The sequence below is a fragment of the Mycobacterium neumannii genome, assembly GCF_002245615.1.
Lineage (GTDB): Bacteria > Actinomycetota > Actinomycetes > Mycobacteriales > Mycobacteriaceae > Mycobacterium > Mycobacterium neumannii_A.
On the sequence record NZ_NKCO01000022.1, the window covers coordinates 54617 to 70623 of the forward strand.

Annotated in this window: 7 protein-coding genes; 4 read left to right on the plus strand and 3 right to left on the minus strand. The window is 62.5% G+C overall.

All coding sequences use genetic code 11. The features are described 5' to 3' along the window. Nucleotides 1–21: 21 nt before the first annotated feature. Nucleotides 22–1065: a class I SAM-dependent methyltransferase gene (locus tag CEX88_RS20940; RefSeq protein ID WP_094294950.1), complete on the minus strand. Its 1044-nt coding sequence runs from the start codon at nucleotides 1063–1065 to the stop codon at nucleotides 22–24. 239 nt (nucleotides 1066–1304) lie between these two features. Further along, the gene (locus CEX88_RS20945) at nucleotides 1305–1976 is read right to left on the minus strand and encodes a methyltransferase family protein (RefSeq protein ID WP_202931597.1); all 672 of its coding nucleotides are present in this window, start codon (nucleotides 1974–1976) and stop codon (nucleotides 1305–1307) included. Between the two features lie 303 nt (nucleotides 1977–2279). Here CEX88_RS20945 and CEX88_RS20950 point away from each other — a divergent pair, with 303 nt between their 5' ends. Continuing rightward, nucleotides 2280–4523, plus strand: a complete 2244-nt coding sequence (locus CEX88_RS20950; protein WP_238382139.1) for an acyltransferase family protein — start codon at nucleotides 2280–2282, stop codon at nucleotides 4521–4523. A 196-nt stretch (nucleotides 4524–4719) separates the two neighbouring features. Then, entirely contained in the window at nucleotides 4720–4950 is a 231-nt protein-coding gene (locus CEX88_RS20955; protein WP_094294951.1) for an MbtH family protein, read from the plus strand. A gap of 389 nt (nucleotides 4951–5339) precedes the next feature. Here the strand turns inward: CEX88_RS20955 and pks2 are convergent, their stop codons facing one another. Next, nucleotides 5340–11654, minus strand: coding sequence for a sulfolipid-1 biosynthesis phthioceranic/hydroxyphthioceranic acid synthase (pks2, locus tag CEX88_RS20960; RefSeq protein ID WP_238382140.1), 6315 nt, complete (start codon nucleotides 11652–11654; stop codon nucleotides 5340–5342). Between the two features lie 473 nt (nucleotides 11655–12127). Between pks2 and htpG the strand changes: the two genes are divergently transcribed. Both htpG and CEX88_RS20970 read left to right on the plus strand, forming a co-directional pair. Further along, nucleotides 12128–14053 carry a molecular chaperone HtpG gene (gene htpG / locus CEX88_RS20965; RefSeq protein ID WP_094294953.1) on the plus strand — a complete coding sequence of 642 codons (1926 nt, stop codon included), beginning with the start codon at nucleotides 12128–12130 and terminating at the stop codon, nucleotides 14051–14053. Between the two features lie 203 nt (nucleotides 14054–14256). Continuing rightward, on the plus strand, nucleotides 14257–15993 hold the full coding sequence (locus tag CEX88_RS20970) for an AMP-binding protein (protein WP_094294954.1): 1737 nt from the start codon (nucleotides 14257–14259) through the stop codon (nucleotides 15991–15993). Nucleotides 15994–16007 lie beyond the last annotated feature (14 nt).

Here is a 16007-nt window from a genome sequence, read left to right on the forward strand (position 1 = left end):
CCCGCGGAGACGCGGATGACTTCAGCCTTCAGTTGCGCGGAACAGGTAGTACCAGGCGGGTGAAACGCCGAACTTCTGCAACTCCGGGTTGCTGTACTTCGGCTCAACGGTGTGCAAGTGGTAGCCGTGTTGGGCGAGTATCGGTGTGTAATCAAAACCATTGACAAGATGGATGGTTTCTTCGCCCGCGCTGTCGTTGGGAACGATGAACAGGTACTCGATTTCGAGCTCTGCACACCGTCCGATCCAGTACTCGATGGCTTCGATGGCGCACTCGGAAAAGCTGTGGATATTGATCGCCAACTTGATGGTCCCTGGGGTCAGATATTTTTCTTGCTCATCGAAGGGGACGACGCATGCGCGTTCCGCGCCCTTCTTGGACAGGTAATAGGAGCAGATGAACGTCGACTCGGGAACGGCGTCGATGCAGTAGTACGTGTCTATGTTGCTCAAGGCGGTGACTGCCCGGTAGGCGAGACGGCCATAGCCGGCACCGATGTCGAGCACCTTCAATCCGGGCAGGCTTGAGACCTTCAACGTGCGCTCGAGCCACAACAACTCATTGACCGAATCCAACAGGTCACGGCTGACGACCCGCTTGTTTCCGTCGTTGTCGAAATCGCCTGTGGGATAGGTGAATACGCCGAAGTCGCCGTCTTCGGTGAATAGATCAAGCAACCCTAACCAGTCAATGGTCCTGAGAAAGAAATACGTCAGAACGTACTTCTCCGGTGTGTTGTTGGCCTGGTTCTGGAAGACATAGCAGTTGTCGCCGCGGAAGTACAGTAAATCCTCTTGCCTGACGAACCCGGGACGCCAGACGGTTGATGTGCCGATGATGTCTTGCATCGCGGCGTAGCGGTGACGCAGCGACTGCAGCTCCGAGCTGCGCTCATCGAGTGCGGCCGCGTCGCCAGGTGTCGTGCCTTGTCCTGAGTGGCTTCTGTTGCTTTGGAGCCACGCGCGTACCCACCCCCTAGCTGCTTCTCTCGGCTGCCGCGACCAGTACGAGATCAGCCATTTAGTCGCTTTCACGCGCTCACCGATGGTGATGTTCTCGCTCAACCTGGCCCCCCAGCCATCGATCTATGAATTGGCAACGCGATGCGAAGAGCACGCGTTACATCGCCTGGGGTCTCCAAAACCTTTCACCGCTGCATAGTTGCGAGCGGTGCCCCCGAGCCCGTTCGAAGCAGGTTAACTGAAAGTGACGCGGGACGGAGAGCAAACTGAACCACCGCCCTACCGCGAAAGTTTGCTCGAGTCCTGATCGGAGATTCATTCAGACTATCGATGTCGTGACTTCACCAGACACAGGGAACCAGGCGGTAGCGGACTTTCTGTGTGTAGTCGAGGTATCCATCCAGTTCCTGCTGCAGCAGCTTCTCCTCGTCCTGGATCCGAACACCGAGTGATATCCCCGCGAGGACGACGGCCAGGAGTCCCCAGTAAGACCCGAGCGCGAGGGGTGTACCAACCAACATGATCATGCTGCCGGTGTACATCGGGTGCCGCACCATCCCGTACAGACCGGTAGAGACGATCTTCTGGTCTCCCTCCACTTGGACGTTCGCTGCCGCGTAGCTGTTCTGGATCACGACCACTGTCACCAAAATCAGTCCACCGGCTACGAGGACGTTGCCGACCACACAGACCGCAGTTGGTACATGGGACCAACCAAAGCGATGGTCAAAGCCGCTGACCAGGAACGCTGCGGGCACGGACGACAACCAGCCGACGATGAGAACCTTTTGAACTACTCGGGTCTCTGCGGTCGCCCCACGCATACGACGCTCGAACGCATCGGGGTTCGTCCTCAACAAGTAGATGCTCGGAATCCATCCCGCAAGGTTGAATACCGCCAGGAAGATCCACGCTTCCCAGTAGTCGAACGTGCCTGCTGCCAGAAAGAGGAGCAACCCGAGCGCCACGGATTCAGCAAACTTAATCGCCAACCTTCTGGAAGTGAGTTTCACAGGCCCTCCTCGACGTGCGCACGTTACCGTACGCTACAGCGAACTTCGAAGCCGGCCGAAGCAGCTACTGCAAGGGGAGTTGGGGCGCCGGTCGGATATCCCACCGGTTCAGCAGCAGCAGGAGCGGTTCTGGTTCGGGTAATCCGTTAGCGGTCGTCGCAGGCGCAAGGTGTGACGGGTTGCTGCCATTGCGAGACCAAGATCAGATTCGAGTCCGTACGTTTTCCCCCTCGGCCTAACCTAGGGTGCGCGTTTCAGTAGTGGTTGACACCTGCCGCTAAAGTTTGCCAGTTTGACCACGCCATGTATGTGAAGATGCATGACGTGATGGAAGCTTCAAATCGGCGCGGTGGCGTGACCTCGTATGACGCCGTAGCCGTTGATCCTGAAGGAGGGCTGCTGAGGCGGCGGCCCGTAAAGGCAGGGTTTCGCCAAGACGTCGAGGGTTTGCGTGCTGTCGCAGTGTTGGCCGTTGTCCTCTTCCACGCTGCGGTGCCCGGTGTAGGTGGTGGCTTCGTGGGCGTGGACGTGTTCTTCGTCATCTCGGGCTTCCTCATCACCGGGCTGTTGTGGCGCGAGGTGAGTTCCAGCGGCAAGGTCCGGCTACGCCGTTTCTACGGAGCGCGCGCCCGCCGACTACTACCAGCCTCGGCCGCGGTAGGTATTGTCACCGCGATTGCATCGGCCTTTTTGCTTCCACCCTTGCAGGTCCAGGGCGTCATGCTCGACGGCATCGCGAGCGCACTCTACGTCAGCAACTTTTGGTTCATCCTGCAATTGCAGAACTACTTCGACCCCAACCTCCTGACGCCGTACGAGCATTACTGGTCGTTGGGCGTCGAGGAGCAATTCTATTTTGTGTGGCCGGCTCTAATCGTAGGTACGGCCTGGGTCATGCGGCGTGCACGGCGACGCCTGAAGGGTCCCGCCAAGGCGTCGACGAAACCGTTTCTGGTCGTCCTCGTCCTTGTCGCGGCAGCGTCGCTTGCGTTGGCGGCGACGACCACGTTCCTGCTGCCGTCGGTGGCATTTTTTTCGCTGTTCACGCGTGCATGGCAACTTGCAGTGGGCGGATTAGTAGCGCTTACGGTCAGTCAATGGCGCCGACTACCAAGGAAGTTCGCGGCCATCGCTGGATGGGGCGGGCTCGCCATGATCCTGCTGGCGTGCACCCTGCTCAGTAAGAACACTCCCTATCCTGGTGTCGCCGCGCTGTTGCCGACGCTGGGCACGGCCTTGGTGATCGGTGCTGGCTGCTCCGTGCCCTCTCAGGGATGCGGTCGATTCCTGGCGTGGTCGCCGATGCAAGCGATCGGCAGAGTGTCTTACTCCTGGTACCTCTGGCATTGGCCTGTGTTGCTGTTCGCTCCGCTCCTCATGGGTCATCCACTCGGGCTGGCAGGCCGGCTGACAGCGGTGCTGGTCTCCGGCGGGCTGGCGGTGCTCACACTGCATCTGATTGAGAATCCGTTGCGGTTTGCCGCTCCCATGCGCAGATCTCCCGCTAAAAGCCTCGCGCTCGGCGGTGTCGCCACCGCGGCCGCGGTGACGGTCTGCGTGGCCGTGATGGTGTCGGTGCCTTCGCCGGTTGGCCGCGGTTCACCAGCCGCACCCCTGACCGATACTGTGGCGTTTCCTCCCGCCGGCCAGAACAGACAAGCGTACGACGCGGCGGTAGATGAGACGTTCGCGAGAGTTCAGGCCGAAGTGGCTGCAACTGCCGACCTGAAAGCCGTTCCGTCGAACCTCAATCCGCCGCTTGCCGACGCGGTAGACGAGGCTCAAGGCATGATCCGTAGCGGCTGCTTGCGCACATTCTTCCAAGTCGGACAGCCGGACTGCGCGGCCGGCGACACCGCCTCCACGACAACGGTTGCCCTGGTTGGCGATTCGAACGCGACGATGTGGAGTCCAGCGTTCGATGAGGTTGCTTCGCAGAAGGGTTGGCGGCTCGAGACTCTGAGCACACAGGGCTGCCCACCGATGGAGTTGCCGATCACTGGACCCGTCCGTCAGATGCTATACGCCAATTGCACGCAATGGCGCGGCGAGGTCATTGACCAGTTGAGCGCCAAGCATCCAAGGCTCGTGATATTGAGCATCTGGCGGGGTTACGGCGGTTCTGGACTGGGTTGGGAACCCGGGTTCACCTCATATGCTCCGGAGTGGATGGAGAGCATGACTCGCCTCGTGCGGCAGCTTCGTAGTAGTACGGGTGCGGAGGTTCTGGTGCTCGGCCCCATCCCGAACCCGCACTCGATGGTGTCGATCTGCCTGTCCGGCCATCTCGATGATGCGACGGCCTGCTCGGCTCCTCGGTCGAGCGCGGTGAACGAAGTCGGCATCGCCGGTGAATCTGCCGCCACCAGAGCTGGCGGAGGCCACTATGTCGACGTCACGGACTTGTTCTGCACCGCTGACCGCTGCCCTGTCATCGTTGGCGACACCCTCGTGTACTCCGACCAGACCCACGTCACAGCTGCTTATTCGCGGTTCTTGGCACCGGTAATGGGATTGCTTGCCGACCGCGCGCTTGCGCCCAGTTGAGCGTCCGCCATGACAGCGACCGCCAAGAAGACGAACCGTAATCTCTCGACCACGAGGTTGGCTATGTTCACCTCAATTCGGCCGCGGATTGTGTCGGCAAGAATGCCACCTATACGGGTGTGAACTCGGTCGGCTCAGTGGTGAGTATGCTTTGGGACGGTTTTACTGATATCGATCTATATTGACTGGGAGAACTATGAGCGTCAATCCTTTCGACGACGAGAACGGCAGCTTTTTCGTCTTGGTCAACGATGAGGAGCAGCACAGTCTTTGGCCGACTTTCGCCGATGTGCCGCCGGGTTGGCGTGTCGTTTTCGGTGAAGCGGATCGGGCTGCCTGCCTGGACTATATCGAGCAGAACTGGCCTGATATCCGTCCGAAGAGTCTGCGCGACAGGCTGGCGTCAGGCGGCACGTCTGATGACTGAGCCGGTCGGGCTGAAGCCGACCGACGTCCAACCTGTGAAGACCAGGTTCTAGGGAACGGCGGACCGATAGGAGCAGAGCCGACGCCGCTTTCGACCCTTTGAATCCGGCGTTTGCAGAGATTCCGAGGTTTGAAATCTCTGTTCGACCACGGCGACGCACCGTCGCCGATGATTGGACAATGTCCTGCTTCTTCGGCGATGGCAAGCGCCATCGAGCGACTGAACTATCCGGCGGAAAGTAAGCGGATCGCCCATCACCCGCAGAGGCTAACGACCCACGGCCGAGTTGACCCTCGTTCCCGAGCGCAATCTCTCCGATCGATGTTTTCCCACACAGGAGCCGACATCACCTCCGTCGCAACGCTCCGAAGCAAGCAACCGAGATCGGATCAAGCCGACACTTTGACCTCTTTGGGTTCCGCGGGCGTCAGCTTCTCGGACAGCATGGTCGCCAAATCGCGAATGGTCGTCGTCATATTCGTCGACGTGATGCGAAGCCCCGTTTCGGTCTCGATCCGCGTGCGCAGTTCGAGGGCCCCCAGCGAGTCCATGCCGTACTCGGCAAGCGGACGGTCTGGGTCGACGTTGCGCCGCAGGATCAAGCTGACCTGATCGGAGATCAAGCGCCGCAGCAGGGCGGGCCACTCCTCAACGGGGAGCTCGTCGAGTTCTGCACGGAACTTGCTTGAGCCCGCGGTGCCTTGTCCGGTGTTGCGGAACGCCTCGGCGAACGGGCTGTGCTGCGCGAACGCGGTCAACCACGGGGTCCCCATGATGGGCGCGTAGCCGGTGTAGGCGCGGTCGTGACGCAGCATCGCCTCGAACGCGTACGCCCCTTCGTCGGGTGTGATGGCAACGCCCGTGCCCTCCGCCAGTGCGGTGGCCGCACCGATTTCTCCCCAGGCGCCCCATGCAATCGCCGTGGCCGGAAGACCTTGTACATGTCGCCAATGGGTGAACGCATCGAGCCAGCTGTTGGCCGCGGCGTACGCGCCCTGGCCCGGCGAGCCCACCAGCGCGGCTGCCGACGAGAACGAGCAGAACCAGTCCAACGGTTGATCCGCGGTCGCCGCGTGCAGATTCCACGCGCCGTATACCTTTGGCGCCCAGTCCCGTTCGATGAGCTCCTCGGTGATGTTCGTCAGCGTGGCGTCCTCGATGACGGCGGCGGCATGCAGCACCCCGCGCACCGGCAGCCCGGTCGAAATAGCTGTTGCCACTACGCGTTCTGCCGTTTCGGGTCGGGTGATATCCCCGCACTCCACCACGACGTCGGCACCGATCGAACGGATGAGCTCGATGGTTTCCAGTGTCTTCCGGTTGGGTTGCGAACGCGAGGTGAGCACGATGCGCCCGCAGCCGCCGGCGGCCATCTTCTCGGCCAGGAACAACCCAAGACCGCCCAGACCGCCTGTGATGATGTAGGAGCCGTCATCGCGGAAGGCCTGAGCCTGCTCCGGCGGCAACACCACGTTGCTGCTTCCCGCCCGCGGAATGTCGAGGATGAGCTTGCCGGTGTGCTGCGCGGCGCTCATCACCCGAATTGCGGTGGCGGCGTCGGCCAACGGATAGTGGGTGCTCTCCGGGATCGGAAGCACGCCGTCGACGGTGAGCTTGTACACCGTGTTCAACAGGTCCCGCAGCCGGTCAGGATGGCTGAACGACAGGAGCGCCAGGTCGAGGGCATGGAACGTCAGGTTGCGTCGGAACGGGAACAACCCCAGCTTGGTGTCACCGTAGATGTCACGTTTGCCGATCTCCACGAATCGTCCACCGAATGCCAGCAATTCGACGCCTGCCCTTTGGGCGGCCCCGATGACCGAGTTGAGCACGATGTCGACCCCATAGCCCTCGGTATCGCTGCGGATCTGATCGGCGAACTCGGTGCTGCGGGAGTCGTAAACATGCTTAATACCCATGTCGCGCAACCGCTGCCGACGCTGCTCACTGCCTGCCGTGGCGAAGATCTCGGCGCCTGCCGCGCGGGCGATCGCGATTGCGGCCTGGCCGACCCCGCCGGTAGCGGAGTGGATCAGCACCTTGTCTTCACTCTTGATGCGGGCCAAATCATGCAGGCCGTACCAGGCGGTTGCGGTCGCCGTGGTCACCGCGGCGGCGTCAGCGTCGGTCAACCCGGTGGGCAGAGTGACCGCGAGGTTGGCGTCGCAGGTGATGAATGTCGCCCAACAACCGTTAGGGGAGAGGCCGGCAACGTGATCGCCGACCTTGTGAGTCGTGACGTCGGGTCCTACGGCGGTCACCACCCCGGCGAAGTCGGTTCCGGGCTCTGGAAGCCGACCCTCGAACGACGGGTAGCGGCCAAATGCGACCAGCACGTCGGCGAAGTTGATACTCGACGCGGTGACCGCGACCTCGATTTCTCCGTGCCCAGGCGAAACCCGCTGGCAAGCAACGAGTTCAGCGGACTCTAGGTCCCCTGGTGTACGGATCTTCAACCGCATCCCGTCTTGCTCATGATTGACGACGGAGGTCTTCCGGTCCTCTGGGCGCAACGGAGCGGGGTATAAACGCGCCACGTACCATTGACCGTTCCGCCAAGCTGTTTCGTCTTCTTCGATCTCAGAGAGCAATTGCTGCGCCAACTGGTCAGGCTTGATGCTGGCGTCCACGTCGATCTGAGTGGCTCGCAGGTGCGGATGCTCTGTGCCGATCACTCGCACGAGCCCTCGAAGCCCGCCTAGTTCGAGGTTGGGCCGGTCCCCGGTCCCCACAGCCTGGGCGTCTCGGGTCACAACGTACAGACGCGGCGGCTCGCCAGACAGGTCCGGGAGTTCGCGGGTGATGCGGACGAGATGCTCCACATACTCGCGACTCAAACGCGGAAGCTCATTCTCGGCGCCGCCGTTCTCGGAGCCCGTGAAAACCACTACGCCCGTGAACGATCCGCCACGCAGCTGACTTCTGAGCTCTTCGGCGCTCGAGGTGTGGTCCGCATTCCGCGGCCAACACATGGCAGTGCATTGCGCACCATGCGTCTTCAGGATATCGGCCAAATTTGTAGCAACTTGGTCTGTGTTGGTTGTGCTGACCAGCAGCCAATTCCCGGCCTCGGCGTACTCAACCTCTGGCAGTGTTCGCGGTTGCCATTCGATCGTCAGCAGCCGGTCGGCCAGTATCCGTGCTTTGTTGCCCTTCTCGTCTGCTCCGGTGCCCAACTGCAGGCCCTCGACAGAGATCATGATGGTGCCGTGCTCATCGAGCACGTCGATGTCGGCCTCCACTCCGGAGACGTCGACTCTGGTCACGCGCGTCAAGCAGTAGTGCGCGTCGCGCGCAGCGGTGTACGAGCGCAGGCGACGTATACCGAGCGGGAGCCCGAGCATGCCTTCACCCAACGCCTGGACGTCGGGGTGAGCCTCGACAGATTGGAAACAAGCATCGAGCAGCGCCGGGTGCACGCCGTAAGCGCCCTGCTGCGATCGGATCTGGCGGGGAAGTGCGACCTCGGCGAGCATGGTCGCGGACTCGCCGGTGTGTACGGCGCCGAGACCGGCGAACGCCGGACCGTACTGGACACCCCGCTGATCCATGCGTGCGCGCACCGCGTCTCCATCTTCGCGGTGCGGATGCGCCGCGAGCAGCGCAGACGCGTCATGCGCAGGAGGCTGCTCGAGCTCGGCGGCCTGAAGGATCGCGGTAGCTTGTCGCGTCTGCTCGCCTCCTTGACTGGTCTCCACGGAGAATTCGAAATTGCCCGGCGACGACAGCGATGCCGAGGCGCCGACGGTGGTCTGCTCGTCGAGAAGCAGTGCCTGTTCGAAGCGGATGTCGCGGATCTCGGACGCCTCGCCAAGAACGGCATGCGCGGCCGCCAGCGCCATCTCGCAGTAAGCAGCTCCGGGGAGCACAGCCACATTGCGAATCTGGTGATCGCCCAGCCAGGGATGGACCGTGGTGCCGACCTCGCCCTGCCAGACGTGGCGCTCGGGCTCCTCCTGCAAGCGCACATGGGAACCCAGCAAGGGATGAACCGAAATGGTGCGAGCGCCGTGCGTCGGGGAGCTTGCCTGACCGTCCTTGCTCAGACGGAGTTGGCGATGTGTCCATGTCGGCAGGGGCGCATCGATCAACCGTCCATGCGGATAGAGCACGGAGAAGTCGACCGCGGCACCTGCGGCATGCAGGTCTGCCAAGAAACCGCGCAGTCCGTGCGGCAGCTCTTGTTCGCGACGCATGCTCGCCAAGGCAGCCATCGGCACGTCGAGGCTGCGGGCGTTCTGCTCCAGCGGGTGTGTGAGCAGGGGGTGGGGTGCCAGTTCGGCGAAGACCCGGTAGCCGTCCTCCATAGCGGCCTGCACCGCCGCGGCGAACCGCACCGTGCGCCGCAGATTGTTCACCCAGTAGCGGGCATCGCACACCGGCACGTCGCGCGGGTCGAACAAACTCGTTGAATAAAACGGGACTTCCGGTGTGCCAGGGGACAACTCGCCCAGTGCCTCGGACAAGTCGCCGAGTATGGGTTCGACTTGGGGAGTGTGCGATGCCAGGTCGATCTTGACTTCGCGGGCCATCACGTCGCGCTGCTCCCACTCAGCGAGCAGTTCCCGTACGCGCTCGGGAGCCCCGCCGATCACAGTGGACTCCGGTGAGGCGACCACCGCGATAACGACGTCGTCGATCCCTCGGGCGGTCAGTTCGGAAAGCACTTGCTGCGCCGGCAGTACCACCGATCCCATCGCCCCGGAACCGGCGATGCGGGCCATTAGCCGCGAGCGGCGGCAAATGACGCGGACGCCGTCCTCGAGCGACAGCGCACCGGCGACCACCGCTGCGGCGGTCTCGCCCAGGGAGTGTCCGATCACCGCGCCCGGGCGCACACCGTAGGACTTCATGGTTTCTGCGAATGCGACCTGCATCGCGAACAGCGTGGGCTGGACGCGGTCGACGCCGGACACCATCTCAGGGGCGGTCATCGCCTCGGTCACCGAGAAGCCGGATTCCTGCGCGATCAGCGGTTCGGCAGCGGCGATGGTGGCAGCGAACACTGGCTCGTTGGCCAGCAGGTCGGCACCCATTCCCGCCCATTGCGATCCGTGGCCCGAGAACACCCATACAGGACCACGGTCATCGCGTCCGACTGCTGCCTCGTACGGTGTATCACCGGCGGCTACCTCGTGCAGAGCCTCGATCAACTCCGGTCGGTTGCTCGCGATGACGCCGGTGCGCACCGGGCGGTGTGCACGCCGGCGCGCCAACGTGTAGCCCAGGTCCGCCAGGGTCACGTCCTCATGCGTCTGAACCCAGTCGGCCAGCCGTGCGGCGGTTCGGCGCAGTTCGTCGGCTGAGGTCGATGACAGCGTGAACAGTTGCGGTTGCTCAGTCGCCGCGTCACCGCTTCCGTTGCGTTGCGGATCGACCGCGGAAGTGCCGGGAGCCTGCTCCACGATGGCGTGGGCATTGGTTCCCGAGAACCCGTAGGCTGAAACTGCAGCCCGCCGGGGTGCCGCACCGTTGGTCGGCCAGGGCGTGTTCTCCTTGGGCACAAAGAGATTGCTCTCGACACGGGCGAGTTCGTCGGGCAGCTGGGTGAAGTGCAGGTTCTGTGGCACCACTCCGTGCTGAACGGCGAGGACCGCCTTCACCAGTCCCAAAGTTCCCGAGGCCGATTGGGTATGCCCGAAGTTCGTCTTCGACGCTGCGAGCGCACACGGCCCTTCGAGTCCGTAAACCTCTGACAGGCTGCCGAATTCGATGGGATCGCCGGTCGGGGTTCCCGTTCCGTGTGCCTCGACCATGCCGACGGTGCTCGGGTCCACACCGGCCGCCGCCAATGCGGCTTGGTAGGCCTTGACCTGCAGGGGCTGCGACGGTGTGGTGATGTTCACCGTGCGGCCGTCGTTATTCAGAGCCGTACCGCGCACGACGGCCAAGATTCGGTCACCATCGCGCAGCGCGTCGGGCAAACGCTTCAGAAGCACCATGACGGCACCCTCGCCGGACGCGAACCCGTCCGCCTCTACGTCGAACGCATGGCAATGCCCGGTGGGGGACAGCATGCCGCCGGCCGATCCCGCAGACGACTTCCGCGGATCAAGCAACAGCGTGGCACCGCCGGCGAGTGCGACGTCGCATTCGCCGTCATGCAGGCTGCGACAGGCCATATGCACAGTGACGAGGCCGGACGAACACGCAGTGTCCACCGTTATGGCCGGACCGTGCAGGTCCATGGCGTACGCGATTCGGCCCGACGCCATGCTGTAGTTGTTGCCCAAGAATCCGTATGGCCCCTCCAGGGCATGGGCATCCGCCGCGAGCAGAATGTAGTCGCCGTGCGTCAGACCGACGTAAACGCCAGTCTGCGAACCTGCCAACCGCGCAGGGCTGTAACCAGCGTGTTCCACTGCCTCCCAGGAAGTTTCCAGCAAGAGGCGATGCTGAGGGTCCACCGCGGTGGCTTCCCGTTCGCTGATGCCGAAGAAGTCAGCGTCGAAACCGCCGTACTCGTCGAGGAACGCGCCCCACTTCGACACCGACCGACCGGGCACACCCGGCTCGGGATCGTAATACTCCTCGGCGTCCCAGCGGTCCGGCGGGATCTCGATGATCAGGTCTTCGCCCCGAAGTAAGGCCTCCCACAGCTGTTCTGGAGAGTCGATGCCCCCCGGAAGCCGGCATGCCATGCCGATAACGGCAACTGGGGTGACAGGCGTGGTGCCCGTTGTGGATGGCGTCGCGGCTGCCATAGAGCCCGACTGTGAATCATCCACAGACTTGAATGACGTCATTTCCCCTCCGCGTAGAAATGGTTGCTGTGGCCTCGGCCGCCGCACGGCCCCACACCGTGCACTCGAGAGGTCAGCGGGACACCGACGGCGGCGCCGTCGCGTGCTTCCTCGGTGGCAGTGGTTTGCCTCGGCAGGCGGTCACAAACGACAACGCTAGGTTCACACAGGGGCTGTTGTCTCGAAATCGGAACAATCGATCCGTAAAGCGGCACAAGCCGGCATCGGAACGACGATTAGGCGTGCTTCATAGCGAGCGCCGGGTTCTGCTCACGTCGGTTTCGGTCCCTTCGAGCGGCCGGGTGGACGTTGCTAGCGGTCGTCAAGTCGCCATGCCGAACGGAGGTGGACAAAGTCGAGCCCTTCCTGCCGGCCATCGACCGGCTCGCTATCATCTTTGCCGGTATTAAACGTCTGTTGTCGAACGGAAGCACATGACTGCACACGTCGAACAGTTGGAGTTCCAAGCGGAGGCGCGCCAACTTCTTGAGTTGCTGATTCACTCGGTGTACTCCAACAAGGACTCCTTCCTGCGAGAGTTGATCTCGAATGCGTCCGACGCGCTGGACAAGATGCGCCTGGAGACGCTGCGCAATAAGGACCTCGATGTCGACGCATCCGATCTGCACATTGAGATCGATGTGGACAACGACGCTCGCATCCTGACCGTCCGTGACAACGGCATCGGTATGACGCACGACGAGGTTGTCGACCTCATTGGCACGCTGGCGAAGTCCGGTACCGCTCAACTGCGGCAGCAGTTGAGAGAGGCCAAGAACGCCGCCGCCTCTGAGGAACTGATCGGTCAGTTCGGTATCGGCTTCTACTCGACGTTCATGGTGGCCGATAAGGTTGAGCTGCTCACCAGGAAGGCCGGCGAAAGTCAGGCCACCCGATGGGTATCGACCGGTGAGTCCACCTACTCCATCGAGACAGTCGAACACGCCCCGCAGGGCACGTCAGTGACGCTGCACCTCAAGCCCGAAGACGTCGAGGACCAGCTGCACGACTACACCTCCGAGTTCAAGATCAAAGAACTCGTCAAGAAGTACTCCGACTTCATCTCCTGGCCCATCCGTATGCAGGTCGAGCGGCGAACTCCCCCAGCCGAGGAAGGGGGTGAGGAAGCCGTCACGATCGAGACTCAGACGCTCAACTCGATGAAGGCGGTGTGGGCCAAGTCCAAGGATGAGGTCTCCGCTGAGGAGTACAGGGAGTTCTACAAGCACATCGCTCACGCCTGGGACGACCCGCTCGAGGTGATTGCGATGAAGGCCGAGGGCACCTTCGAGTACCAGGCACTTCTGTTCATCCCGTCGCAGGCCCCGTTCGATCTGTTCTCGCGAGACGCCAAGGTGGGGATACAGCTCTATGTCAGGCGTGTGTTCATCATGGGTGACTGCGATGAACTGATGCCCCGCTACCTGAGATTCGTCAAGGGCGTCGTGGATGCACAGGACATGTCCCTCAACGTCTCTCGCGAAATCCTGCAGCAGGATCGACAGGTCACCGCGATCCGCCGTCGGCTGACCAAGAAGGTTTTGTCGACGATCCAGGATCTGCAATCCGAGCGTCCGGAGGACTACCGCACGTTCTGGACCCAATTCGGCTCAGCCCTCAAGGAGGGCCTGATGTCCGACTTCGACAACAGGGACACCCTCCTGCGCATCTCGTCGTTCGCCTCGACTCACAGTGACGAGGAGCCGACCACTCTCGCCGAGTATGTCGAACGCATGAAAGAGGGTCAGGAGCAGATTTTCTATGCCACAGGACAGTCACGCGAGCAGCTTCTGAAGTCGCCACATCTCGAGGCCTTCCGAGCCAAGGGCTACGAGGTGCTGCTGCTCACCGATCCAGTTGATGAAATCTGGGTGGGATCGGTGCCCGAGTTCGAAGGCAAACAGCTCCAGTCGGTGGCAAGGGGCGAAGTCGACCTTGAAACGGAGGAGGAAAGGAGCGAGGCCGAGCGCGAGGAGCAGCAGAAGGACTTCGCCGATCTACTGGCCTGGTTGAAGGAAGTCCTCAGTGACCATGTCGCAGAAGTACGCTTGTCCAAGCGACTGACCGAGTCGCCGGCCTGCTTGATAACCCCCACCTTCGGCATCACACCGGCGCTGGCGCGCATGTACCGGGCATCTGGACAGACAATGCCAGTCACCAAACGGATCCTCGAACTCAACCCACGACATCCGCTCGTCAACGGCCTGCAGCAGGCACAGAAGAACAGCGCTGACGAGTCCGCGTTAGCGGAGACAGCTGAATTGCTCTACGGCACAGCACTTCTCGCGGAAGGTGACATTCCCGACGATCCGGCGAAGTTCGCGGCGCTGCTCGCGGAACGATTGGCTCGCACGGTGTGAGTGCGTCGCTGTACCCTCCCCGCAGTGCGGTGTTCGGCAAACGCGGTCATCACCAGTTCCGGCGGCACCTACACGTCTTCCAGGAGCAAAACGGCAGGTCGTCAGATCTGTCCACGCAGGACTTTCTACCGTGATGGGTTTGTCGGCTACCGAATCTCTCACTTTCGGCCTGCACTGGCGACGGCGACGGTAACCTCTGGCTGGTGACGGGGACCTCCCTCTTGACGGTGCTGCGCGAGCGCGCCAGCCTGCAGCCGAATGACCGGGCACTCACGTTCATCGACTACGAGCAGGACTGGGACGGCGCGGCCGAAACGCTGACGTGGTCGCAGCTTTACCGGCGGACGACCAATGTTGCACGGGAGCTTGTCCGTCACGGGTCGACCGGCGACCGCGCCGTGATACTGGCACCGCAGGGCCTCGAGTACATCGTCGCGTTCTACGGCGCTTTGCAGGCGGGCCGGATCGCGGTCCCGCTTTCCGTTCCACTGGGGGGCGTCAGCGACGAGCGCGTTGATTCGGTGTTGCGGGACGCGTCGCCGACAGTCGTTTTCACGTCATCTCGTGTCGCCGGCCCCGTGGCCGATTACGTCAACTCTCACTCGGAAGCATGTGCGCCCGAAGTCGTCGCGGTTGATTCGCTCGACCTCGACGCGCCGCCGGATTCTGATGCCGCGTGTGAGGACGGACCCGACATCGCGTACCTGCAATACACGTCCGGGTCGACCCGTACTCCGGCCGGCGTCATGATGTCGCACAGGAACGTTCTGGCCAATTTCGGTCAGGTGTCGGCCGACTACTTCGCCGCCTCCGGTGGTGTCCCCCCGCCGGAGACCACGCTTGTCTCGTGGCTGCCGTTCTATCACGACATGGGTTTATACCTCGGCGTCTGCGGGCCCGTTCTGACGGGACTTCACGCCGTACTCACCAGCCCGGTGGCGTTCTTGCAGCGGCCGGCTAGGTGGATGCAACTGCTGGCAAGCAACAGCAAGGCATATTCGGCCGCGCCCAACTTTGCGTTTGAAATCGCTGCGAAGAAGACGTCCGACGAGGACATGGCCGGCCTTGATCTTTCGGACGTGCTCGTCATTGCGACCGGTAGCGAACGGGTGCACCCGGCGACGCTCGAGCGCTTCACCACTCGGTTCGCCCGCTGCAATCTCCGCTCGGCGGTGATACGACCGTCGTACGGCATGGCGGAAGCGACGGTGTATGTGGCGACCGACCGGCCCGGTCAGGAACCGAAGGTTGTGCGTTTCGACGCCGACAAGCTGACTGCCGGAAAGGCGGAGCGCTGCCAGAACGGGGGTGGCACACCGTTGGTCGGTTATGGGGTGCCGCACTCGCCGACGGTTCGGATCGTGGATCCCGACACGATGACCGAGTGCCCGGCGGGGGTGACTGGCGAGATCTGGGTGTACGGGGACAACGTGGCGCTGGGGTATTGGCAGAAGCCGGAGGAGACCGAAGCCACGTTCGGGGGCAGGCTTGTCGCTCCGTCGGAGGGTACGCCGGAGGGGCCGTGGTTGCGGACTGGGGATCAGGGCTTTTTGTTCGATGACGAGTTGTTTGTCATCGGCCGTATCAAGGATCTGTTGATCGTGTACGGGCGTAATCATTCGCCTGATGACATCGAGGCCACGGTGCAGGAGATCACGCGGGGGCGGTGCGCGGCGATCGCGGTGCCGGACCGTTCGGTCGAGAAGCTGGTCGTCATCATCGAGGCCAGGAAGCGTGGCTCCGATCAGGAGGCTGCCGAGACCCTGGCTGAGGTCAGGCGTGAAGTCACCTCGGCGATATCTCAGTCGCATGGCCTTGGCGTCGCTGATCTTGTTCTGGTGTCGCCGGGTTCGATCCCGATCACCACGAGCGGCAAGGTCCGGCGCGCAACCTGTGTCGAACATTATCGGCAGGGTCAGTTCGCACGCATAGACGCATAGGAAGCTTTTCGATT